This is a genomic window from Aliiroseovarius sp. F20344, from assembly GCF_023016155.1.
Lineage (GTDB): Bacteria > Pseudomonadota > Alphaproteobacteria > Rhodobacterales > Rhodobacteraceae > Aliiroseovarius.
This window is the reverse complement of sequence record NZ_JALKBG010000005.1, coordinates 233,404-257,144: the sequence shown is the minus strand read 5'-3', so window position 1 is coordinate 257,144 and position 23,741 is coordinate 233,404. Positions and strand designations below refer to the sequence as shown.

The 23,741-nt window shown below is 57.6% G+C and carries 21 protein-coding genes; 11 read left to right on the top strand and 10 right to left on the bottom strand.

Annotation, left to right across the window (positions count from 1 at the left end):
- Positions 1-53 precede the first annotated feature (53 nt).
- The gene (locus MWU55_RS05445; protein WP_246934742.1) at positions 54-854 is read right to left on the bottom strand and encodes a ChaN family lipoprotein; all 801 of its coding nucleotides are present in this window, start codon (positions 852-854) and stop codon (positions 54-56) included.
- Between the two features lie 89 nt (positions 855-943).
- Between MWU55_RS05445 and cobU the strand changes: the two genes are divergently transcribed.
- The 4 genes from cobU to MWU55_RS05425 all read left to right on the top strand — a co-directional run bounded on the left by cobU (position 944) and on the right by MWU55_RS05425 (position 4,580).
- Positions 944-1,480 carry a bifunctional adenosylcobinamide kinase/adenosylcobinamide-phosphate guanylyltransferase gene (gene cobU / locus MWU55_RS05440; RefSeq protein WP_246934741.1) on the top strand — a complete coding sequence of 179 codons (537 nt, stop codon included), beginning with the start codon at positions 944-946 and terminating at the stop codon, positions 1,478-1,480.
- Positions 1,477-2,061 carry a histidine phosphatase family protein gene (locus MWU55_RS05435; RefSeq protein WP_246934740.1) on the top strand — a complete coding sequence of 195 codons (585 nt, stop codon included), beginning with the start codon at positions 1,477-1,479 and terminating at the stop codon, positions 2,059-2,061. The genes cobU and MWU55_RS05435 overlap by 4 nt, the downstream gene beginning before the upstream one ends.
- Before the next feature lie 57 nt (positions 2,062-2,118).
- Positions 2,119-3,000, top strand: coding sequence for a glutathione S-transferase (locus tag MWU55_RS05430; protein WP_246934797.1), 882 nt, complete (start codon positions 2,119-2,121; stop codon positions 2,998-3,000).
- A 68-nt stretch (positions 3,001-3,068) separates the two neighbouring features.
- Positions 3,069-4,580 (top strand): YifB family Mg chelatase-like AAA ATPase, encoded by a 1,512-nt coding sequence (locus MWU55_RS05425; RefSeq protein ID WP_246934739.1) that lies wholly within the window; start codon positions 3,069-3,071, stop codon positions 4,578-4,580.
- On the opposite strand, the gene MWU55_RS05420 is transcribed toward MWU55_RS05425, so the two are convergent.
- From MWU55_RS05420 to rsmI, 4 genes are all read right to left on the bottom strand, one after another.
- The gene (locus MWU55_RS05420; RefSeq protein ID WP_246934738.1) at positions 4,553-5,479 is read right to left on the bottom strand and encodes an alpha/beta hydrolase; all 927 of its coding nucleotides are present in this window, start codon (positions 5,477-5,479) and stop codon (positions 4,553-4,555) included. The two genes, MWU55_RS05425 and MWU55_RS05420, sit on opposite strands and share 28 nt — an antisense overlap.
- Positions 5,476-6,417, bottom strand: a complete 942-nt coding sequence (gene gshB, locus MWU55_RS05415) for a glutathione synthase (RefSeq protein ID WP_246934737.1) — start codon at positions 6,415-6,417, stop codon at positions 5,476-5,478. Before gshB ends, MWU55_RS05420 begins: the two co-directional genes overlap by 4 nt.
- Before the next feature lie 63 nt (positions 6,418-6,480).
- Positions 6,481-6,834, bottom strand: coding sequence for a YraN family protein (locus MWU55_RS05410; RefSeq protein WP_246934736.1), 354 nt, complete (start codon positions 6,832-6,834; stop codon positions 6,481-6,483).
- Positions 6,831-7,688: a 16S rRNA (cytidine(1402)-2'-O)-methyltransferase gene (gene rsmI / locus MWU55_RS05405; protein WP_246934735.1), complete on the bottom strand. Its 858-nt coding sequence runs from the start codon at positions 7,686-7,688 to the stop codon at positions 6,831-6,833. The genes MWU55_RS05410 and rsmI overlap by 4 nt, the downstream gene beginning before the upstream one ends.
- 79 nt (positions 7,689-7,767) lie before the next feature.
- Between rsmI and MWU55_RS05400 the strand changes: the two genes are divergently transcribed.
- From MWU55_RS05400 to murJ, 3 genes are read left to right on the top strand one after another with little or no spacing between them, the layout of a single operon-like run.
- The gene (locus MWU55_RS05400) at positions 7,768-8,940 is read left to right on the top strand and encodes a penicillin-binding protein activator (protein ID WP_246934734.1); all 1,173 of its coding nucleotides are present in this window, start codon (positions 7,768-7,770) and stop codon (positions 8,938-8,940) included.
- Complete coding sequence (locus MWU55_RS05395) at positions 8,882-11,710, top strand: [protein-PII] uridylyltransferase (protein WP_246934733.1); 2,829 nt, start codon at positions 8,882-8,884, stop codon at positions 11,708-11,710. The genes MWU55_RS05400 and MWU55_RS05395 overlap by 59 nt, the downstream gene beginning before the upstream one ends.
- On the top strand, positions 11,710-13,248 hold the full coding sequence (gene murJ / locus MWU55_RS05390) for a murein biosynthesis integral membrane protein MurJ (protein WP_246934732.1): 1,539 nt from the start codon (positions 11,710-11,712) through the stop codon (positions 13,246-13,248). Before MWU55_RS05395 ends, murJ begins: the two co-directional genes overlap by 1 nt.
- Positions 13,249-13,305: 57 nt before the next feature.
- Here the strand turns inward: murJ and MWU55_RS05385 are convergent, their stop codons facing one another.
- Complete coding sequence (locus MWU55_RS05385) at positions 13,306-13,992, bottom strand: rhomboid family intramembrane serine protease (protein WP_246934731.1); 687 nt, start codon at positions 13,990-13,992, stop codon at positions 13,306-13,308.
- Positions 13,993-14,090: 98 nt separating this feature from the next.
- Here MWU55_RS05385 and trpS point away from each other — a divergent pair, with 98 nt between their 5' ends.
- The 3 genes from trpS (at position 14,091) to MWU55_RS05370 (ending at position 16,528) form a co-directional block, all read left to right on the top strand.
- A complete protein-coding gene (gene trpS / locus MWU55_RS05380; RefSeq protein ID WP_246934730.1) occupies positions 14,091-15,116 on the top strand; it encodes a tryptophan--tRNA ligase in 1,026 nt (341 codons plus the stop codon).
- 117 nt (positions 15,117-15,233) lie between these two features.
- Positions 15,234-15,878, top strand: a complete 645-nt coding sequence (locus tag MWU55_RS05375; RefSeq protein WP_246934729.1) for a CDGSH iron-sulfur domain-containing protein — start codon at positions 15,234-15,236, stop codon at positions 15,876-15,878.
- The gene (locus tag MWU55_RS05370; RefSeq protein ID WP_246934728.1) at positions 15,875-16,528 is read left to right on the top strand and encodes a TIGR02453 family protein; all 654 of its coding nucleotides are present in this window, start codon (positions 15,875-15,877) and stop codon (positions 16,526-16,528) included. The genes MWU55_RS05375 and MWU55_RS05370 overlap by 4 nt, the downstream gene beginning before the upstream one ends.
- Before the next feature lie 10 nt (positions 16,529-16,538).
- Here MWU55_RS05370 and hisG read toward each other — a convergent pair whose 3' ends face one another.
- Genes hisG through hisS form a run of 3 tightly spaced genes read right to left on the bottom strand, consistent with a single transcriptional unit; the run spans position 16,539 to position 19,814 of the window.
- On the bottom strand, positions 16,539-17,237 hold the full coding sequence (gene hisG, locus MWU55_RS05365) for an ATP phosphoribosyltransferase (protein WP_246934727.1): 699 nt from the start codon (positions 17,235-17,237) through the stop codon (positions 16,539-16,541).
- On the bottom strand, positions 17,234-18,334 hold the full coding sequence (locus MWU55_RS05360; protein ID WP_246934726.1) for an ATP phosphoribosyltransferase regulatory subunit: 1,101 nt from the start codon (positions 18,332-18,334) through the stop codon (positions 17,234-17,236). Before MWU55_RS05360 ends, hisG begins: the two co-directional genes overlap by 4 nt.
- Positions 18,327-19,814 (bottom strand): histidine--tRNA ligase, encoded by a 1,488-nt coding sequence (gene hisS / locus MWU55_RS05355; RefSeq protein WP_246934725.1) that lies wholly within the window; start codon positions 19,812-19,814, stop codon positions 18,327-18,329. Before hisS ends, MWU55_RS05360 begins: the two co-directional genes overlap by 8 nt.
- Before the next feature lie 158 nt (positions 19,815-19,972).
- On the opposite strand from hisS, the gene MWU55_RS05350 reads away from it, so the two are divergent.
- Positions 19,973-20,167 carry a SlyX family protein gene (locus MWU55_RS05350; protein WP_246934796.1) on the top strand — a complete coding sequence of 65 codons (195 nt, stop codon included), beginning with the start codon at positions 19,973-19,975 and terminating at the stop codon, positions 20,165-20,167.
- A gap of 35 nt (positions 20,168-20,202) precedes the next feature.
- On the opposite strand, the gene dnaE is transcribed toward MWU55_RS05350, so the two are convergent.
- Positions 20,203-23,718 carry a DNA polymerase III subunit alpha gene (dnaE, locus tag MWU55_RS05345; protein ID WP_246934724.1) on the bottom strand — a complete coding sequence of 1,172 codons (3,516 nt, stop codon included), beginning with the start codon at positions 23,716-23,718 and terminating at the stop codon, positions 20,203-20,205.
- Between the last annotated feature and the right edge of the window lie 23 nt (positions 23,719-23,741).

Here is a 23,741-nt window from a genome sequence, read left to right as displayed (position 1 = left end):
GAAGTACAATCAAACAGTTACGGGAGCATGGCCTGCCTTTCAATGGGCAGGTGCTATTTGAACTGATCACAAGGATCAGGGCGATCCGGCGCGGGAGCATCCAAAACGATGTCAAACCCACCCTCGGTCAGCACACCATCTTCGCCCTGTCCGATAGAGATAACCTTCAGTTCTGGCGCAACTCGCGCCAAGTAAGCCGGAACACCCCAATCTTTGCGCGCATGGCCGTTGCCGGTGATGACCACCACTTGGCCGTCCGTGTCGGCCAGAGCCTTCATCACCCCGGCGGCCAAAGTGGCATCGCGCAGGCGCTGCACTTCGATCATGCCACCAAGCATCTCGCGTGGCATGGCTTCGCAATGGGCTGCAAACTGAAGCTCGATCCGTTGTGCATATTGGTTTTTCGGCAGTGTTTCGGTCAGCCCATAGGCCACCGCATCCCCCGCGAAATGCGCGGCCACCCCATCCGAATACGTGGCCTTTGCGACGTCACGTGGCACCGCCCCGCCTACGATCTTTCCGGGGAGCTCTTGACTGCGAACCGCATCGAAGATCGGCAAATACATCTGAAAATCAGGCCACCCAATTTCCGCCCAGCGCGCGGCAAAGGCCTTTGGGTCTTGCGCCAGAGCATCAGCATCTGACTGGATTAACATCTCAACCACCAGCGCTGCGGGTTGCAGCTCCTCGACGATTTGCGCCTGCGTTGCGTGATGTGAGGGGTTGTCGTGCACCTCGCCAATGATGACGACATCCGCCGCTGCCAAGCGCGACATCTCGTCTGCGCTGACCGCAAGAGGCTGAGCAATCGCTGGAGATACACATGCGATCAAGGCACATAAAAAGGCTTTCATGCTGGCAAGCTAGGCCGCGACAATCCCTTCTCGCAAGGGCTTTCAACTTGACGCGCCATATGCCGCAATGTCACCTCGGAGTTATGAGTATGAAACTTCCTCCCCTGACCCTCGTATTGGGCGGCGCGGCTTCGGGCAAATCGGACTATGCGGAACGGTTGGTCGTAAGCACTGGGCGCCCGATGCTGTATATCGCCACCGCACAGTCATTTGACGCCGAGATGGACGACAAAATCGCCCGTCATCAAGCGCGACGGGGGAACGGATGGCGCACTATCGAAGCACCCTTGGAAGCCTCGGATGCCTTTGCCTGCGCACAGGAAAACGAGGTGGTTCTGTTTGATTGCGCGACCATGTGGCTGTCGAACCAATTGTTTGCCGAAAACAATCTGGGCGATGCGGAAAGCGCGTTGTTCAAGGGCATAGCTGGCTGCGCGGCCCCGGTGGTCGTTGTTTCAAACGAGGTCGGCGCAGGGATTGTCCCTGAAAACGCCTTGGCGCGGCGATTCCGTCAAGCTCAGGGCGAGCTGAACCAGCGCATCGCGGCAAAGGCGGATCTTGCCATCACCGTGATGGCCGGGTTGCCGATTGCCCTGAAGGGGGCCTTGCCCGAGGGGGCGCCATGACCAAACCCGTCACTTGGTGGTGGGTACGTCACGGTCCTACGCATGCTAAAAACATGGTGGGCTGGCGGGATTTGCCCGCTGACATTTCTGACTATGCCGCTATTTCGCGCCTATCGGACCACTTGCCACACGATGCGGCCGTGATTTCGTCCGATCTTATCCGGGCCACGGCCACAGCCGATGCGATTGAATGCAAGCGGTTTCGTTTACCGCACCACCCCGACCTGCGCGAGTTTCACTTTGGAGAATGGGACGGTCTGGGCTGGCAAGAGGTGTCAGAGCGTGACCCAAACCTGTCGCGGGCCTTTTGGGAAGCACCGGGTGACCACCAAGCCCCAGGGGGCGAAAGCTGGAACCAGCTTTCTGCGCGCGTGACGGCTGTCGTAGATGACTTAAACGAACGCGGTCATCGCCACATCGTGGCGGTCGCTCATTTCGGCGTGATCCTAACTCAGATTGCAATGGCGGGTGACATGACCGCCTACCAAGCTCTGGGTCACAAGATCGACAATCTCTCGGTCACGCGGCTGGATTGGGACGGAGGACGCTGGTCTGTTGGGCAGATCAATCACCTGCCGTGATCCAATCCGTCACAAAATGGAAATTGCGCCGGTCGCGTTCATTGGTAACCTATGCCAATGATTTATGACCTTTATATTGGCGACCAGAGTTTTTCGAGCTGGTCATTACGCGGCTGGCTGATGTTTGAGAAATTCGGCGTCCCCTACCGCACACATATGGCCGGATTATACAGCGGCACGTTGAAGCAAGATCTTGAAAAGCTTGCTCCGGCCCGGTTTGTTCCCGCGATCTGCACACCCGAGGGAACCCCCGTCGGCGACAGTCTGGCGATCGCTGAAACACTGGCAGAACGCCACCCGGAAGCTGGGTTGTGGCCCAAAGACCCCGCCGCCCGCGCCTTGGCCCGCTGGCTGGTGGCCGAGATGCATTCAGGTTTTGATGCCCTGCGCGATGCCTGCCCAATGCAGCTTTTGGGAACTGTCGAAGGGTTTGAACCCTCCAAAGAGGTGAAAGCTGACCTGCTTCGGATTGAAGAGCTCTGGAATACGGCATGGACCCAATTTGGTCGCGAAAGCAGCCCATGGCTTTTCGGTGATTATTCGCTGGCTGATGTGTTCTATGCGCCAGTTGCAGCGCGGATCGCGGGTTTTGGTTTGCCCGTTGGTGAGGCTGCGCAGAATTATGTTGCCGCTCATCTTTCCGACCCGGCGTTTCGTCGCTGGCGGGCCATTGGGCTTCTGAAATCCTATGACCCGGTGCCTTATATCGATGGATTGCCTCTGGCAGACTGGCCCGGCCCCGCTCCGCTAAACGCCGTGATATCCGACGGCCCTTCGATCAACGACGCGTGCCCTTATTCAGGCAAACCCGTCACGGACTTCCTTGAGCTGAATGGGCGAATTTGGGGTTTCTGCAATCCCGGCTGTCGCGACAAGACCATAAATGACCCAGAGGCGTGGCCCGCCTTCATGGACATGGTGACTACACACAACACCTGAACGCCGGAGTTAACGTTTTGCTAACCATGACAATCTAGCCTGCCAAAAACTAAGGGGCAGGCTGGATCATGGTGGCACGTATCAGCACGGTGGCATTTGAAGGCATAGACGCGCGTATCGTCGAAGTCGAATGCGCCCTATCCCCCGGATTGCCGGGATTCTCGATCGTTGGACTGCCAGACAAGGCGGTGTCTGAGGCGCGCGAGCGTGTGCGATCGGCCCTTGCCGCCATGTCCGTCGCACTGCCCCCGCGTAAAATAACAATCAACATGTCCCCGGCAGACCTACCTAAGGAAGGGTCCCACTTTGATCTGCCCATCGCTTTGGCGCTTTTGGCCGAAGCCGGAATGCTGGATCGGGATGAGCTGGCAAATACGTTGGCCATTGGCGAGCTGTCTTTGGATGGCTCGCTGATACCTGTTCTGGGTGCCCTGTCCGCAGCGCTGGCAGCCGCAGAACGCGAATTGGACCTGATTTGCCCGAAATCCTGCGGGGCGGAAGCAGCGTGGATTGATGCCACCAAGGTTCTGGCTGCGGATAGTCTGGCGGCCGTGCTTCAGCATTTCACCGGACAATCGCCCATCGCTCCCGCCGTTGCAGGGCAGGTCAAGGTCCAGAAGTCCTCAAAAGACATGGCCGAGGTGAAAGACCAGGAACGCGCCAAACGTGCGCTGGAAATCGCAGCGGCTGGCCGCCATCACCTGCTGTTGGTCGGGACGCCCGGCTCGGGCAAATCAATGCTGGCCGCGCGTTTGCCCGGCATCATGCCGCCCCTGTCTGCACGCGAGGCGCTTGAAACCTCGATGATCCACTCGGTGTCCGGGCTATTGGATGCGGGCGGCATCTCGCAAACGCGGCCCTTTCGCGCGCCGCATCATACGGCCTCGATGGCTGCGATTGTTGGCGGGGGCCGCGGGGCCAAACCCGGCGAGATCAGCTTGGCCCATAACGGCGTCTTGTTCATGGACGAATTTCCCGAGTTCAATCGCCAAACGCTCGAAACACTGCGCCAGCCATTGGAAACGGGCGACGTGACAGTAGCCCGAGCAAATGCGCATCTGCGCTATCCCAGCCGTTTCCTGCTGGTGGCTGCCGCAAATCCCTGCAAATGCGGATACCTGACGGATGCAGGGCGCGCATGTAACCGTGCCCCGATTTGTGGCGAGGATTACATGAAGAAAATCTCGGGGCCTCTTTTGGATCGCTTTGACCTGCGTTTGGACGTGCCGCCTGTCAGCTTCCAAGACCTCGACCTACCCGCGACCGGAGAGCCGTCATCGGCCATTGCCGAACGCGTAGCCACGGCGCGCGCGCGACAAACGCAGCGCTACGTTGACCAGCCAGATGTGACGACGAATTGCGATATCGAAGGGGATCTGCTGACACGCGTTGCCACACCGGATGCTGAAGGGCGCGAGATCCTGAACAAGGCCGCAGATCGGTTTGGCCTATCCGCCCGCGGATATCACCGCGTGCTGCGCGTGGCGCGCACAATCGCTGATTTGGACGGGGCGGATTGCGTTGAACGTGGCCATATTGCCGAAGCCTTGGGTTATCGCCTTGTCACGCCGTTTCCGTGATCTTCCACGGCGCTCTTCATCGCGTTTGCAATTCGGCTGATGGATTGATTGGCTTCGGGCAATGGTCCTGCAAACATCTGCCAAACATGTGGAAGACCATCATCTTCTTGTAGATCCACAGACACGCCCTGTTCTTCCAAAGACGCAGCCATACGGAGCGCATCGTCCAAGAAGATCTCGGACCGGCTTACGGTGATCAGGACAGGTGTTGCCCCTGAAAATGTTGCGAACAGTGGGCTAGCGCGTGGATCACGCGCATCTGCGCCATCAAGATAATAGGCGGCAAGCTCTGCCATGCGTTCGGCGGGCAGGACCACTTCGGTCTTGTCATTGTCACGGATCGATGCACCGCTGGTGGTCAGATCGGTCAGCGGCGACAGTGCGATTGTCAGAGCTGGCTTCGGCAGGTCCAGCGCCACAATCTGCGCAAGCAAAGCCAAGGCCAACCCACCGCCAGCACTGTCCCCTCCGATGATGATGGCTTGATCCGGATGGGCCGCAACGACTTCTTGATAGATCGCAAGCGCATCATCGGGGGCGGCGGGGAACGGATGCTCCGGCGCAAGACGATAGGCAGGCAGCAAGGCGCGCGCGCCCGCAGCCCGCGCAATGCGCCCAACCATGTTGCGTACAGTGCGAGGCGAGCCAAAGAAATACCCGCCACCATGAAAATAAAGAAGGATATGCGCATCCTCAGCCACGTCAGGATCGATTTCCATCACCGGGCGGGCCATGTCGTGCCATGCATACCGCAACCCGCGCGGAGGATGCAGAGACAGGCGCGTCACCCTCTCGAACCGCCGACGCACCCGGTCCACCGTTTCCGGAGTGGCGCGGGTCAGCGCTGGCCGCTCGGTCAAGCGCAGCCACAGGTTCAGTGGGCGGCGCAACCAGCTCATGCGCGGCGTGCCTCGATCGCTTGCCAGATCTTTTCGGCCACATTGGTTCCGTCAAACCGCTCAAGCTCTTGAATGCCCGTGGGTGATGTGACGTTGATCTCGGTCAGGTAGTCGCCGATCACGTCGATGCCGACGAATACCTGCCCTTTATCACGCAGAAGCGGGCCAATGGCGGCACAGATCTCAAGGTCGCGTTCGGTCAGCCCGATCTTTTCAGGGCGTCCGCCCACATGCATATTTGAACGCGTTTCGCCCGCAGCTGGCACACGGTTGATCGCGCCAACCGGCTCGCCATCCACCAAGATGATGCGCTTATCCCCGTTCGAGACGTCAGGCAGGAATTTCTGAGCAATCAACGGCTCTCGGTTGATTCCTGCGAAGAGCTCGTGCAACGAGGCAAGGTTGCGGTCATTGTCATCCAGACGGAACACGCCCGCGCCGCCATTACCGTAAAGCGGCTTCAAAATGATGTCGCCATGCGTGTCTTTGAAGGATTTCAAAGTGGAGAAATCACGGGCGATCATTGTTGGGGGTGTTAGGTCAGGAAACTCAAGAACTAACAGTTTCTCAGGGTAGTTCCGTACCCAAAACGGGTCGTTCACAACCAACGTGTCAGGGTGAACCATATCCAGAATATGCGTTGTCGTGATGTAGCCCATGTCAAAGGGCGGATCCTGCCGAAGCCAGACCACGTCCATTTCGGCCAAATCCACGTCCTGCAATTCACCAAGGGTGAAGTGATTTCCCTGCTCGCGACGCACGGTCAAAGGCCAGCCCCGTGCCATAACACGCCCTTCGCGATAGCTGAGCTGATCTGGTGTGTAGTAAAAAAGGATATGCCCACGCGCCTGCGCCTCTTCGGCAATGCGAAAGGAACTGTCAGCGTTGATATCGACGTGATCGATCGGGTCCATTTGAATGGCAACTTTAAGCGACATGGGGGCTCCTTCTGAATTCAGTTCCCCATAGATGGGGCAGAGCAGCCCGTGGCGCAATGGGGATCAGTATCCCAATGCGTTTTCAATGATCTGGATTTCACCTGAACCGTTCACAAGTGCGACATCAAAGCGAGTCGGCGTAAGGTCGCCCTTGGGTTCGCTCGTCAGAAATTCAGAAGCCGTTTGATATAGTCGCTTGATTTGCGCCTTCGACAAGGCTTCGGCGGCACGAAGAAAATCTCGGGATTTCTTCACTTCCACAAAGATAATTTCGTCCTGATCCCGCACGATCAGGTCAATCTCACCACGTTTGCCGCGCCAACGACGAAAAGCCACCTGCCGCCCGCCCAGCTCGTACGCCTGCGCCACAGAGTCTTCGGCAGCGATGCCAGAAAGATATGAAACCATCCCGCTCATTGGTTACGGTCCATGCCCAACGCTGTCTGATAAACTTTTCGGCGCGGTAGCCCAGTTGCCTGTGTCACCATGGCAACGGCGTCTTTCATGCTCATATCCTGCAACGCGTTGCTTAACATCTGTTCCAGATCAACCTCATCCTCGCCCGCTGCGGCCTGTCCGAGCACTAGCGCGATTTCGCCTTTCAAAGTCATCTCAGGGATCTGGTCAGAAAGATCCTGAACCGTCCCACGCCTGATTTCTTCGAACTTCTTTGTCAGCTCCCGGCACAAGGCCGCCGGACGTGACTTTGCTTCAGTGGAACACAGCTCCTCTAACAACCGGTTAACGCGTTTGGGGCTTTCGTAAATGATCAGCGTGGCCGGTATGGCCAAAAGCTCGGTCAGCCATTTCTGGCGCGCACCTTTCGCCGAGGGTGCGAAACCTGCAAAGCAGAAGCGGTCCGAGGGCAGACCAGACAGGCTGATCGCCGTGATCGCCGCCGTTGGACCGGGCAGCGCGGTGACGTGATGGCCTTCATTCGCAACATCCCGGGCCAGCGCAAAGCCCGGATCGGCAATAAGTGGACTGCCCGCTTCGCTTGCGTACGCCACCGATTTTCCCTGCGCGATCAGCTTAAGGATACCCGCACGGCCAGCCTCTCCGGAATGGTCGTGATAGGCGATTACTTTTCTGTCTCCCAGAGATACCCCGTGAATCTCCAACAGTTTACGTGTGGTTCGAGTGTCCTCGGCCGCGATCACATCCGCCGAGGCCAGCACATCCAATGCGCGCAGAGTTATGTCTCGGGCGTTCCCAATCGGCGTCGCGACCAGATAAAGTCCGGGTTCAAGGGGGGCTATCAGGGGTTTCACTCTGGACCTGTCTGTTCTTAGGGTTATTATGGCGCGGTCTGTCGGGGTGCGTTCTGCCTCGCTCGGGAAAGGATATTATATGTTTGCTGTTTTCGCACGCACCCGCAAGGCGCTGGGTGCACTTACCGCCCTTGCGTCTCTTTCTGCCCTTGTTGCCTGTAACGTCGCAGCCCCGCAAGTTGGCCAAAGTATTAACACCAATAAACCCGTGCCTGTTGCCCTTCTGGTACCGTCGGGATCGGGGTCGGCCAATGATGCCAACCTTGCTCAGTCGCTGGAAAATGCAGCCCGCTTGGCCATGTCCGAATTGTCCGGGGTCAAGATCGATCTGCGCGTCTACAGCACTGCTGGCAGCGCGAATCAGGCCGCTTCGATGGCGACCAAAGCTGTGAACGATGGTGCGAAGATCATTATTGGCCCGGTTTTTGCCCAAAGCGCCAATGCAGCCGGTGTCGCCGTTGCACGCCGCAACGTGAATGTTCTGAGCTTTTCGAACAATCCAAGCATCGCAGGCGGCAACGTCTTTATTCTGGGCAACACCTTCCAAAACACCGCCGACCGCCTGACACGCTTTGCTGCGCGCCAAGGCAAAGGTCGCATCATGGTCTTGAACGGAAATGATCAAGCCGAAGCTCAGGGGCGCGCTGCAATCGAGACTGCGATCCAGAATTCGGGCGCAACACTTGCTGGCTCCGCCTCGTTTGAACTTTCGCAGAACGGCATCGTTAACGCGCTGCCCGGCATCAGCTCCAAAGTCCGCAGTTCGGGTGCGCAATCGGTCTTTCTGACCTCTGGCACTTCAGGTGCGCTGCCGTTCCTGGCTGGTCTGCTGCCTGAAAACGGTGTTGATCCTGCAAAGGTCCAGTTTATCGGCCTGCAACGCTGGGATATCCCCGCCAATGCAATGTCGCTTCCCGGTCTGCAAGGCGGCTGGTTCGCTATCCCAGATCCAGCACTCAGCAATCGGTTCGCCGGTCGTTACCAAGCACGGTATGGTGCGTCACCACACCCTATCGCGGGTTTGGCGTATGACGGCATTGCCGCCATCGGCGCACTTGTAAAAGCTGGCAAATCCAACGCATTGACCACAACGGCGTTGACCCAACCGCAAGGGTTTGTTGGCGTGAACGGTGTGTTCCGCCTGCGCGCCAACGGAACCAATCAGCGCGGTCTTGCTATTGCGCAAATTCAAAATGGGCAACTGGCAATCATCGATCCTGCGCCCAGAAGCTTTGCCGGTGCCGGGTTCTGAAGCTGACCGGATCCTTCCGGCCCAAACGGCGGGGCATCTTATTTGCCCTGCCGAAGAAATCCTGAATGAAGATGCGCTTTGGCTAAAGCTGGAGCATTCGTTTGAAGATGCCAAAGATGCGTCAGACATTCGCAAATCGACGGTGTCCGCACTTCGCGACAGCATCAAAGCCGGACGCGCGCGAATTGCCGAGGCGCTGTCGAAAGATCCGCTGAACGCACATCCTGCAATTGCTGCCTACAGCCATTTGACCGACGGCATTGTGCGATGCGTTCATCGAGTGGCGACTGAAAAGCTTCATCCCCTGCAACTGCCGACAACATCTGAACGGATAGCCGTCATTGCCGTCGGGGGATGCGGACGTGGCGAGATGGCACCGCAATCGGATGTGGATCTGCTGTTTCTGACGCCTTACAAAATCACCCCATGGGCGGAAAGCGTCATCGAAAGCATGCTCTATATGCTATGGGATCTGCGCCTGAAGGTGGGCCACGCAGCACGGACAATCGAAGATTGCCTGCGACTGGGGCGTGAAGACTATACGATCCGCACTGCATTGCTGGAACAGCGGCCCATCTGTGGCGATCAAGCCTTGGCGGCTGAACTGGAAGACCGCCTTTGGAGCGATTTGTTCAACGACACCTTGGGCGACTTCATTGAGGCGAAGTTGGCCGAGCGTGATGCGCGTCATATCAAGCAAGGCCAGCGCTATGTAGTTGAGCCCAATGTGAAAGAAGGCAAAGGCGGTTTGCGAGACCTACAGACGCTGTTTTGGGTCGCGAAATATCAGCATCATGTGTCTCATCCCTCCGAGCTGGTCTCAAAAGGTGTGTTTACCGAGGATGAATTCGAGACCTTCCGCGAAGCCGAGGGTTTTCTTTGGGCCGTGCGTTGCCAGTTGCATTTGGTGACCAACCGCCCCTCGGACCAACTGACCTTCGACTTGCAGGTGGAAGTAGCGGATCGGCTGGGTTTCAAAGACACCGAAGGGCGCCGGGGCGTTGAGCATTTCATGCAAGCCTACTTCCGCCACGCGACCCAAGTGGGTGATCTGACCCGAATTGTGCTGACTGCGTTGGAAGCCCAGCACCTGAAGCAAGAGCCGCGTCTGATGCGGCTTTTGAAACGGCGAAAGAAGCTGAAACACGGGTTTGTCGAGAAACACGGGCGCCTTGACGTGGGCGACGAGACCGAATTCCTATCCAACAAATTGAACCTTCTGCGCATCTTCGAAGAAGGTTTGCGTACGGGGCTGTTGATCCATCCCCACGCCATGCGGCTGGTGTCTCATAACCTCGATCTGATCGATGATGAGATGCGCAAGGATAAGGAAGCCATCCGCATCTTCCTTGATCTTCTGCTGAAACACGGCAACCCGGAACGCGCGTTGCGCCGAATGAATGAACTTGGCGTATTGTCCGCATTCATTCCCGAGTTCGAGCCGATTGTCGCGATGATGCAGTTCAACATGTATCACAGCTACACAGTGGACGAGCACACGATTCAGGTGATCTCGAATTTCGCGCAGATTGAGAGGCATGAGCTGGAAGACGAGCTGCCAATCAGCTCGGAAATCCTCGACAAAGGCGTCAATCGCAAGACGCTGATGGTTGCGATGCTGCTGCATGATATCGGCAAAGGACGTCCACAGGACCACTCTATACTAGGTGCGCAAATTGCCCGCAAAGTGGCCCCACGTCTTGGGATGACGCAGCGGGAATGCGAGACCGTCGAATGGCTGGTGCGCTATCACCTATTGATGTCCGATATGGCGCAGAAACGCGACATTGCCGACCCGCGCACGGTGCAGGATTTCGCGAAAGCTGTGCGCTCGGTCAGGCGGCTGGACCTGCTGACCGTTTTGACGGTGTGTGACATTCGGGGCGTTGGGCCAGATACATGGAACAATTGGAAAGCAACGCTGATCCGTACGCTGTACAACCAGACCCGCCGGGCGCTGGAAGACGGGATGGAAGCACTGAATCGGGAAAGCCGCGGGGCTGAAGCAAAGCGCGCTTTGCGTCAGGCACTGACCGACTGGAAGCCCAAAGATCTTAAAACCGAAACGGCCCGTCACTACGACGCGTATTGGCAAGGGCTACATGTCTCGGCCCATACGGTGTTTGCCCGCATGCTGAAGGACATCGGCGTGGATGAGGTGCGCATTGAGCTGGAGCCGGACGAAGAACGTGACGTGACCCGCGCTTATGTGGTGCTGGCCGACCACCCGGGCATCTTCTCGCGTCTGGCAGGCGCCTTATCAGCTGTTGGAGCCAATATTGTCGACGCGCGCACCTATACGTCGAAGGACGGGTTTGCGACCGCCTGTTTCTGGCTGCAGGATGCAGATGGAAGCCCCTATGACGTGGACCGCAAACCCAGACTAACGCGCATGATCCACAAGATGCTGAAAGGTGAGGTCGTCGCACATGAAGCCATCGCCGGGCGCGACAAAATCAAAAAGCGCGAGCGCGCCTTTAAAGTGCCCACCACGATCACTTTCGACAATGACGGTTCTGAGATTTACACCATCATCGAGGTCGACACCCGCGACCGTCCCGGTCTTCTGTATGACCTGACACGCACACTGGCCAACACCAATGTTTATATTGCCTCGGCCGTGATCGCGACATATGGCGAACAGGTGGTGGACAGCTTCTATGTCAAAGACATGTTCGGTTTGAAATTCTACGCTGAACACAAACAGAAGCTTTTAGAAGACAAGCTGCGTGCAGCCATCGAAAAAGGCGTGGAAAGGGCAACCTCATAATGGCATCGAGACTGGCGCGAGGCTTCATGACCGTTGGTGGTTGGACCATGGCTAGCCGCATTCTGGGCTTCGTTCGCGACATTATGATTGGCGCCTTTCTGGGGTCTTCTGCTGTGGCCGAAGCCTTCCTGATCGCCTTCTCGCTTCCCAATATGTTCCGTCGTTTCTTTGCCGAAGGCACGCTGAACGTGGCATTTGTGCCAATGTTCGCCAAGAAACATGAAGGCGGAGAAGGCGCGTTTGAATTTGCCCGTGATGCGTTCGCGGGTCTTGCATTCATTCTTGTGATCTTCTCGATCATTGCGCAGATTTTCATGCCAGCTTTGGTCTATGCGATGGCGTCTGGTTTCACCGAAGACAGCCGCTTTGATCTGGCGGTGACCTATGGGCGCATCGTCTTCCCCTACATCTTATTCATCTCGCTGGCTGCGCTCCTGTCCGGGGTTCTAAACGCCACGGGGCGCTTCATGGCTGCAGCCGCGGCTCCTGTGCTACTAAACGTGATCCTGATCGGTGCGATGTTCATGGCCAATGTGTCGGGTTTCGACATCGGAACCGCCCTTGCATGGACGGTGCCCGTCGCCGGGATTGCCCAAGTGGCCCTCGTTTGGATTGCGGCCAGCCGTGCAGGCTATCGCTTGATCCCGCGCATGCCGCATATGACGCCCGAGCTAAAACGTCTTGCCATCATTGCAGCCCCTGCGGCCCTTGCAGGCGGCGTGACCCAGATCAACCTACTGGTGGGCCGTCAGGTCGCCAGTTTCTTCGAAGGCGCGGTCGCATGGCTCTACTATGCGGACCGGCTGTACCAGCTGCCCTTGGGTGTGGTGGGCATTGCCATTGGCGTCGTACTTCTACCCGAACTGTCGCGCAACCTGCGTGCAGGTGATGCAATAGCAAGCCGCGAAGCCCTTAGCCGAGCGGGTGAGATGTCGTTGGCGCTGACCATCCCGGCCGCTGTTGCGCTGATGGTGGTACCAACTCAGTTGATCGAAGTTCTGTTTCAACGCGGAGCCTTCACGGCCGATGACACGGCCTGGACCGCACTTGCCACAGCCATCTACGGCGCGGGGCTTCCTGCGTTTGTGCTGCAAAAGGTTCTGGTTTCAGTCTATTTCGCACGAGAAAACACAAAAACACCGTTCTACTTTGCGCTGGTCGGCATGGTCGTGAACGCCGTCCTTGCGATTGGGCTTAGCTACTACATCGGCTTCATCGCCGCAGCCATCGCCACTACGTTCGCGGGTTGGACAATTGCATTGCTCACGTGGATAGGTGCTGCCCGCATGGGCGAAGAGACCCGCTTTGACGCGCGCTTCTGGTCCCGTTTCTGGCGCATCATCGCTGCGAGCTGGGCAATGGGGGCTGTTATTTGGGCCATGCTGATCGTAATGGGGCCAATGTTCGGATTGGCCGGACTAAAGATCATCGCCCTTCTGATCCTCGTCATTGGAGGCATCATCGTCTACGGCATCTTCGGCCAACTTCTCGGGGCATTCCGCTTGTCAGAAATCAAGGCCGCTTTCCGCCGCGGCTGATTCCATACACGCGTCTTATGGCCCGAAATCTATTTGGGTGACGCCCCCGTCACACCACTATCGCTGGCGCAACCGCTTCAATACGCGCGACCAGCCACCGGGGCTGACCAGAAAACTCAGTCCAAAGCCTGCGACAAAGCCAGCAATCTCGGCGACCCAGTTCAGCCCCGCTCCAAACAGCAGTCCGAAGGTCAACTGGATCCCCAGAAGGAAAGCGATGATCCGAAAGGCTGAAAGCTGGTTGCCTCCGGTCGCGCCCAGTTGGGCCCACAGGATGAAGGTGTAGGCCCCAATCAAGCCATACACTGCCGGGTATCCCCCGAATAGAACCACCCCAGTATCCCAAACCAGCCAATAGGCCAGCGCTCCGATAGTGGCGGACCCAAAAAACACGACCAAAAAGGCGAAGGCTGAAAACACCTCACCAACCATTTTGCCAAGCGCCAGAAGAAAAACCAGAACGAATAGAAGATGCGTAAAGCTGAGATGCAGGAAGGAATAGGTAAAGAACCGCGCCACGTCCTTCAGGGGAAAGCGCCCGTTTTCGACCATCCACGAGAACAGAGGCTCATGAAAGCCCCAGTTCTGGATCGTGGTAATACGCCAACCCGCCGCCTCCGGACCGCCAAACAACCCCTTGTGCCCCACCCAAAACACAAGTTCGATCCCAACCAAGAACACGGACAGAGCGATGACCACCGGCGGCAATGGGTTCACGGGGCTTTCTTCTTGAAAATGGCTCATTCACTGCTCCTACCCCGGGGTTTGTCCGGGCATTCCTTGACGGTCTCTACACAGCTAGGTAATCGACAAGGGCACATTATTCCAGACGGAGCAAACACATGACCAATCACACGCCGCGCGTATTTTCGGGGATCAAACCCTCGGGCGGGCTGACGCTGGGCAACTACCTTGGCGCCATCAAGCGTTTCGTGGACATGCAGGCACAGGATTTCGAGACCATTTATTGCGTCGTCGACCTGCATGCCATCACCGTCTGGCAAGACCCAAAAGAGCTGACCGACGCAACCCGCGAAGTGGCCGCCGGGTTTCTGGCCGCAGGCATTGATCCTAGCCAGTCGATCCTGTTCAATCAAAGCCAAGTTTCGGCTCATGCAGAGCTTGCTTGGCTGTTCAACTGCGTGGCCCGCGTGGGTTGGATGAACCGCATGACACAGTTCAAGGACAAGGCTGGCAAGAACGCCGAGCAAAGCTCGCTTGGGCTTTACGCCTATCCGTCGCTGATGGCTGCCGACATTCTGCTCTATCACGCGACCCACGTGCCCGTGGGCGAGGATCAGAAACAGCACGTCGAGCTAACGCGCGATATAGCAGCGAAGTTCAATCACGATTTCAAGGCTGAAGGTTTCTTCCCGCAGCCCGAGCCAATCATCGAAGGCCCGGCAACCCGCGTGATGAACCTGCGTGACGGCACCAAGAAGATGTCGAAATCGGGCGAGAGCGATATGGAACGCATCAACATGACAGATGATGCAGACAAAATCGCCAAGAAGTTCAAGAAGGCAAAGACCGACCCGGAGCCTCTGCCCGAGACTTTGGACGGCTTAAAAGACCGTCCCGAGGCGAAGAACCTTGTGGACATCTATGCGGGCCTGTCGGGTATGACGAACGAACAGGTGATCACGGAATACGCTGGCGCTGGCTGGGGCAAGTTCAAGCCAGCATTGGCAGATCTGGCGGTCGATAAGTTGGCACCGATCTCGACCGAGATGTCGCGCCTGATGAACGATAAGGCCGAGATTGACCGCATTCTGGGCGAAGGCGCGGACAAAGCTGATGCGATTGCGCAGCCTATCCTTGACCAAGCCTATGACATCACGGGCTTCTTGCGCTCGCGCAAACGCTAACGCACAACACAACCAGCAACATGAACGAAGGGCGTCGGACCACCGGCGCCCTTTTTCGTGATTTTGCGAATTTTGTGATTGGCGTTAGGCTGATCACACGCAGCGGGGGAGCCACGTATGAAACGTAAAGAGTACTCTGGACAGGACATAACCGTCACATTTGACCTAGGGCGATGTATTCACGCACGAAATTGCTTCCTTCAATTGCCCGAAGTATTCGACCCGTCAAAGCGCCCTTGGGTGCAGCCTGACAACGCTAGCGCTGAAGAAATCGCCGCAATGATCCGCACTTGCCCGTCCGGGGCATTGGCCTTCAAACGGCCAAGCGGCGTGGAAGAACGCGCACCCAAGATCAATCGGCTGGCGGTTTTGGAGAACGGCCCGTTGATCTTGGCCGGAGACGTCTGCGTTGAAGACGGCGCACGCGAAAACCGCGTTGCCCTTTGTCGCTGTGGCTTGTCCAAGAACAAACCTTTTTGTGACTACAGCCATGTGGAAGGAGGGTTCGAAGCAACCGGGGAACCAGCCCCTAAAACACCAAAGCAAAGCGAAGATGTTGGCGGCCCTGCCAATGTCTCGCGCCGTCCTGATGGCCCTTTGGTTGTCGATGGAAATCTCGAGATCTGCTCGGGTACCGGTCGACGGATTGGCACGGTTGGAAAAGCGTTCCTCTGCCGATGTGGAGCATCAAAGAACAAGCCGTTCTGTGATGGAAGCCACAAGGCGGCTGGGTTTTTTGACCCGCAGGAACCGGCATCATGAATTGGTTCAGCGATGAAACCCTGTCGTTTCTTCGTGACCTGTCCCAAAACAATCGCCGCGAGTGGTTCGAAGCCAACAAGCAGCGATACACGGACCATGTCAAAGATGCCGGCCAAAGGTTCGCGGATGCGTTAAATCAGTTGCTCGCAGCCAAATATGAGACCGAAGTCACCACCCGGATCTTTCGTATGCATCGCGACTTGCGGTTCTCAAAAGACAAAACACCCTACAACACGCATATTCATATCAGTTTTTCAGATGCACAAACCGGAGCCAGCTGGATGGTGGGTCTGCAAACGGATCACCTTGTGGTCGGCTTTGGGCAATTCGCGTTTGACCACGATATGCTTGAGCATTGGCGCGAGACCGTGGCGGGCCCCCAGGGTGAAATTTTGACAGAGCTGAATGCCAAAGCCATCAAAGGTGGTCTGAGACTCTCCGAGCCAGAGCTGAAACGTATTCCTCTGGCATGGGACGCTGACCATCCTCAAGGTGCATTGCTTCGCCGCAAAGGGATTGTCTGGTGGAACGATCATGTCCCGCAGCACGAGATCTTCGGACAGAACGCGCCAAAGGCCATCGCGGGTGAACTGGTCGCGATGGATCCCTTACATGACTGGATGAAACTGGCACTGGACCCGACGCATTAGGTAAGATCACTCAGGCGTTGATGCCCAGCTTGTCAGTGAGCACAGCGAAGGTCGCACGGGTCTTGTCGTTCCAATCTGCACCCCGCGCTTTGAACAGGGTCGCTTGTGATTTGTGAACTGGTGCGCCCGCCAGAATCTTCAGGTGATTGGCGCGCAGAGTTTCCCCGGTCGAGGTGATATCGGCAATCGCCTCGGCCGTTTCGTTTTTCACGGTGCCTTCCGTTGCGCCCTGACTGTCCACAAGCTGATAATCCGCCACGCCGTGATCACGCAGGTGATCGCGGATCAAACGGTGATACTTGGTGGCGATGCGCAGCCGGAATCCGTGTTTGGCGCGGAAAGCCGCTGCCACCGCATCCAAGTCGTCCAGTGTGTTCACATCGACCCAGCATTTCGGTACTGCAATCACCAGATCCGCATGGCCAAAGCCCATAAGAGCAAGCTCTGACACCTTATCGGGCCAAGCGGCCAGTTTCTCACGCACAAGATCCGATCCGGTCACGCCCAGATGGATACGGCCCGCGGCCAGCTCGCGCGGGATTTCACCGGCTGAAAGCAACACAAGCTCGACACCTTCGATCCCCTTTACGGCCGCCGCGTATTCGCGGTCAGACCCAGTGCGGGACAATTCAACGCCACGCGCGCCGAACCAATCAAAAGTTTTCTCCATCAGGCGGCCCTTCGAGGGCACTCCAAGCTTCAACGTCATGCTTTGTCCCCCGCACCAAGTTCCAACAGTAGCTCGGGCCGGATGACCCCGCCCACTGCTGGGATCTCACCGCTGCCATTTTGATTGCCCAAAACACGGGTCAGCGCATCGTAGCGCCCGCCAGTTGCAACAGGTGGCAGGTCTGGGCGCGCTTCGGCGTAGAAACCAAAGACAAACCCGTCATAGTATTCCATCGAAGTGCGCCCATAACTGCCTTCGAAATCGAGTGTATCGACATTCACGCCACGCTTAACCAGCGCTTCGGCACGCGCTTCCAAGCGATCCACGGCATCTGCGATTGCGGGCATGTCCACGGCGATGTCGCGCAGATGCTCCAGTACATTCGATGTGGACTCGCGCAGGGCCAGAAGGTCATCCAGCAGCTCGACCTCTTGCGTTGAGATCGCGGCGGCAGCAGCGTCTTCGCGCAAAGCGTCAACACGCTCAGAAATTTCGGCAGCGCTGCGCAGACCGATTTGTGGCCCGGCATCGATCATCGGATCTTCTTTCGCCAACAACGCTTCGCGGCCTTCTGGCAGCGGTGCGCGGCCTGCAAAACGGTCCAGAAGCGCGCGGAAACGGCGCGGACGCCAGATGTGGCGCAGAAGGGCTGCTTTGCGGCGATCGGTTGTTTTCAAGCCGCGCACAGCAGCCAACAGAAGGCCCATATCCCCGGTTGCCGCACGCAGCGACAAAGGTTCCAATGCTCCACGGATCAGTGCAAACACCTCAGCATCCGCATCAATCGGCGCGTCGCGGTCGAACACCTCGTATCCCACTTGGAAATACTCAGGCGCCCGTTCGGCCACTTGCTCCTGAGCTCGGAAAACTTCGCCCATATATGTGTAGCGCGCGGGTTCTGCCCCCTCGGCCATGTGCATTTGCACCACGGGCACGGTGAAATCTGGGCGCAGCATAACCTCGCCACGCATCGGGTCATGGCTTACAAACGCGCGGCCGCGAATGTCTTCGCCATAGAGGTCCAGAAGTGTGCCAGCGGGCTGCAGAATGTCAGCCTCGACAACCTGAGCGCCCTTCGTTTCAAAAAAGCCCCTTAGCCGTGTTGCTTCGGCCCTGATCAGTGCCTTGTCAGTCATCGGATGCCTCGATGATCTCGCGCACCTTGGCGACCAGTTCCGAACGGTTGCATTCGAATTGGCTTGGTCGCTCTTTCCATTCTTCAAGCGTGGCGCTTTCAGCGATCTTCGCTCCCAGAACGAGGTCCTTGATCTGGACCTTGCCGGCGTCAAACTCGTCTGAACCCGCAATCACCGCGACGGGTGATTTGCGCTTGTCAGCATATTTCAACTGGTTGCCGAAATTCTTGGGATTACCCAAATAAACCTCGGCCCGGATACCAGCGTTGCGCAGCTCGGACACCATCGACTGATACTCCGCCAGACGCGCCTTATCCATGACGGTAACCACCACGGGGCCAACGGCCTTGCCGCTCATACGACCCTTGGCACGCAGCGCGGCAAGCAGGCGATCCACGCCGATGGAAATGCCGGTTGCGGGAACCGCTTGGCCTGTGAAGCGCTTGACCAGATCGTCGTAGCGGCCACCACCAGCCACGGACCCGAACTGGCGCGGGCGGCCCTTCTCGTCGAGGATTTCGAAGGTCAGTTCGGCCTCGAACACGGGACCGGTGTAGTAGCCCAGCCCGCGCACGACCGAGGGGTCAATCTCGATCCGATCAGGGCCATATCCTTGAGCGGTCAGAAGCTCGGCGATCTGTTCAAGCTCTGCAATGCCTTCAGCACCAATCGCGCTTTCACCTACTGCAGCGCGAAGGTTCGCAAGCGTCTCGGCGGCCGTCGCACCCTTCGAGGTGAGGAAGGCCAGCACCGGTTCTGCCTGTTCATCCGACAGACCCACACCGTCAATATAAGCACCCGACGCATCCAAACGCCCCTTGCCCAAAAGCTCGCGCACGCCTGCTTCGCCCACCTTGTCGAACTTGTCGATGGTGCGCAGAACCGCGTCACGTTCAGGACCTTCGCCCACGCCCATAACTTCCAGAACGCCATTCATAACCTTGCGGTTATTCACCCGGACCAGATAGTCGCCACGCGGGATACCAACGGTTTCCAGCGTGTCTGCCAGAAGCGCGCAAATCTCGGCATCCGCGGCCATCGAAGCCGTGCCCACCGTGTCCGCATCACATTGATAAAACTGCCGAAAACGACCCGGACCGGGCTTTTCGTTGCGCCAGACCGGACCCATCGCATAGCGACGATAGGGGGAAGGCAGGTCATTGCGATGTTGCGCATAGACACGCGCCAACGGCGCGGTCAGATCATAGCGCAGGGCCATCCAGTCGCCATTGTCCTTTTCATCGAACTCCTGCCACGCGAAGACGCCTTCGTTCGGACGATCCACATCGGGCAGGAATTTACCCAGCGCCTCGACCGTTTCGACAGCCGAGCTTTCCAGCGCGTCAAACCCATAGCGATGGTACACAGCCGCAATCTGGTCGAGCATATGTTTACGCTCGTCCACTTCCGCTCCGAAATAGTCGCGAAATCCCTTGGGCGTGATTGCCTTGGGGCGGGGCTGTTTTTTCTGCTTGGCCATGACTGGTCCCAGTTCCGATAAGGTTCGCGGGCGGTCTAGCGGATGGGCGGCTTGGGGGCAAGGAAAGCCTGCTTTTCTTCACGATTTACCGCCACATGCGAAAAGCGCTGGGTCTTAGCCGCAAGCCGCGCTATGAGGGCGCTATGACAGATGATCGCCTGACCCAACTTGAAGAAACCGTTTCCCACCTGACCCGTCAGGTCGAGGAATTGAACGACGTCGTCGCGCGGCAGGATACGGAGCTGTCAACGATGGCGCATCGCGTGAAGATGCTGATGGAGCGCGAAGCCCAACGTGAGAACGCGGGAACGGGCGGCGTGATCTTAGGTGACGAACGCCCGCCACATTACTGAGGCACGTTGCGGTCAACCCGCCATCTAAGCTTCAATCAAACCTCTTCCACATCAATCACGCCATTCAGTGACTTCAGCGCTCCTTTGATCTGCGGGTTAAGCGGGTAGGATTGCCCAAGTGTCATTTCGACCTCACCCGGCAAACTGGGGTCCATCAGACAGATCGAGATTTCGCCCGGCCGCACGTTGCGGGCCTTTTCAGCGGCATCATTCAGAAGGGATGCGACTTGTTCCAAAACGGTCGGCTCTTCCAGGTAGAGCTTCAACGCCATGCCCCCCACATCCGACACCACATTGTCGATGGGCGAGATTGAGCGGGCCAGAAGCTTCAACTGATCGGCCTCCATCGTCGCTTCGACCGTTACGACCACGTTGGCCCCGGTTTCCAGATAATCGCGGCATTTCTCTAACACGTCTGAGAAGATCGTGACCTCATATTGCCCTGTCGGATCCGTCAGTTGCGCAAAGGCAAAGCGGTTTCCGCGCGCGGATTTACGTTCCTGCCGTCCGGCCACAGTGCCCGCGATCTTGGCGATGGACGCCCCGCGTTCAGATTTCTTTTCAAGCTCGGCCAGTGACATGACCTGCTTGCGCTTCAGCGCTGCCATGTAGTCGTCCAGTGGGTGGCCTGACAGGTAGAAACCAATCGCTTTCTGCTCTTCCGCCAGACGTTCGCTTGGCAGCCAGTCGCCAACAGGGGAAAGGCGTGGTTCAGGCAGGTCATCCCCCGCTTCTCCAAACAGAGACACCTGGTTCGAGGCGCGCTGTTCGTGAATGGCCGCCGAATAGTTGACCAGACCATCGAGGCTGTCGAAAATACGGCGGCGGTTCTTGTCGAGCTGATCAAAGGCACCTGCACGGGCCAGCATCTCCATCGGGCGCTTGCCAACGCGTTTCAGATCCACGCGGCGGGCGAAATCAAAGAGCGTGGCGAAGGGCTTGTCGGCGCCGTCCACTTTGCGACCCTCGACCACCAGCTTCATCGCTTCGATACCGACGTTTTTCAGAGCGCCCAGACCGTAGACAACTTTGCCATCCTTCACGCTGAAGGTCTCGAGCGAGCGGTTCACGCAAGGCGGTACGATCTCGAGATCCATACCGCGGCGCACTTCGTTGGCGTAAACCGCCAGCTTGTCGGTCAGGTGGATATCGCAATTCATCACACCAGCCATAAACTCGACCGGGTGGTTCGCTTTCAGCCATGCGGTTTGATAGCTGACGACCGCATAGGCAGCGGCGTGGGATTTGTTGAAGCCGTAGTTGGCGAATTTTTCCAGAAGGTCGAAGACTTCCGAGGCTTTCTTGGCAGGCACACCGTTTTCGGCAGCACCCTTTTCGAACTTCGGACGCTCGGCGTCCATCGCCTCTTTGATCTTCTTACCCATGGCCCGGCGCAACAAATCCGCGCCGCCAAGCGAATAACCCGCCATGACCTGCGCGATCTGCATAACCTGTTCCTGATAAACAATAATCCCTTGAGTTTCCTCGAGAATATGGTCGATCAGAGGATGAACGGACTCGATTTCTTTCAAGCCATTTTTGACCTCGCAATAGGTCGGGATGTTCTCCATCGGGCCGGGACGATACAGCGCCACAAGGGCCACGATATCTTCGATACAGGTGGGTTTCATGCGCCGTAGCGCATCCATCATGCCGGTAGATTCCACCTGGAATACAGCGACTGTTTTCGCGGCGGCATAGAGCTTGTAGGTTGGTTCGTCATCCAGCGGGATGGCGTTGATTTCATTCACCGCGCCTTCGGGCGGATCGTAGAGTTGATCGCCATTCGGTCCCGTATGGATGTCGCGCCCCTGTCCCCGGATCAGGTCCACAGCGTTCTGAATGACGGTCAGTGTTTTCAGACCCAAGAAGTCGAACTTCACAAGACCGGCCTGCTCGACCCATTTCATGTTGAACTGGGTGGCGGGCATGTCAGAACGCGGATCCTGATAGAGCGGCACAAGCGCGTCTAGCGGACGATCTCCGATCACAACCCCCGCCGCATGGGTTGATGCGTTGCGCAATAGCCCTTCGATCTGCTGGCCATAAGTGAGCAGCCGATCGACCACTTCCTCGGCGCGGGCTTCTTCGCGCAGGCGCGGTTCGTCAGCCAGCGCTTTCTCGATCGACACGGGCTTCACGCCCTCAACCGGGATCATCTTCGACAGACGGTCCACTTGCCCGTAAGGCATTTGCAGCACCCGGCCCACGTCGCGCACGGCGGCCTTGGAAAGAAGCGCGCCGAAGGTGATGATCTGCCCGACTTTGTCTCGGCCATATTTTTCCTGAACGTAGCGGATCACCTCTTCCCGTCGATCCATGCAGAAGTCGATGTCGAAGTCTGGCATCGACACACGTTCCGGGTTCAGGAAGCGTTCGAACAGCAGTGAATAGCGCAGCGGATCAAGGTCGGTGATCAACAGGGCATAGGCGACGAGGCTGCCTGCACCGGACCCCCGGCCCGGCCCCACAGGAATACCTTGGTCCTTGCCCCATTTGATGAAGTCGGCAACGATCAGGAAGTAGCCGGGGAAGCCCATGCCCTCGATGATATCGAGCTCAAAATTAAGCCGTTCCTTGTATTCTTCGACGCTGACAGCATGCGGGATCATTGAAAGGCGGTATTCCAGACCGGCCTCGGCCTGTCGCCGCAGTTCGGCCACCTCATCATCCGCGAATTTCGGCAAGATCGGATCGCGACGATAGGCCATGAAAGCACAGCGCTTTGCGATCTCCACCGTGTTTTCAATCGCTTCCGGAATATCAGCAAAAAGCGTGATCATTTCCTCAGGGCTTTTGAAATAGTGCTGCGGTGTCAGGCGGCGGCGACCGTCCTGCTGATCCACATAAGCGCCTTCTTTTATACAGATCAGAGCGTCATGCGCCTCGTATAGTTTTTGCGCGGGGAAATAGACATCATTGGTGGCGACCAGGGGAATGCCCATCTGATAGGCCATCTCAACAAAGCCGCGTTCCGTCAGACGTTCGGGTTCGGTGGGTTGGCCACCCTCGCCGGGGTGACGTTGCAATTCCATATAAAGGCGGTCACCGTAGATCGTGTGAAGCCTGCGCATCAGCGCCTCGGCCTTGTCGCGCTGACCGTTCTGCAGAAGCTGCCCTACAGGGCCTTCCGCCCCACCCGTCAGGCAAATCACGCCTTCAGAATTGGCCTCAAGGTCCTCTAATGTCACCTGAGGCAGCGCGCCGTTTTTATCAACATAGAGGCAGGTGTTAAGTCGCATCAGCCCCTCGTACCCTGCCTCGGTTTGGGCCAGCAAAACAACGGCGGCTGGGGCTTTTGGGGCCTCGCCCGGCTCAGAAGGATCAAAGCAGACATCAACCTGACACCCGATAATGGGCTGCACGCCTTCGTCAGCAGCGGTCACGGAAAACTCCAGTGCCGCAAACATGTTATTTGTGTCAGTCATCGCGACGGCGGGCATGTCATGCGCGGCGCAAAGACCGGGCAGTTTTTTGACAGGAACGGCGCCTTCCAGAAGCGAATACTGGGTGTGCGTGCGAAGGTGAATGAATCGGGGTTGGCTGCTCATTGCCACAAGTTAGACGAGCGGAC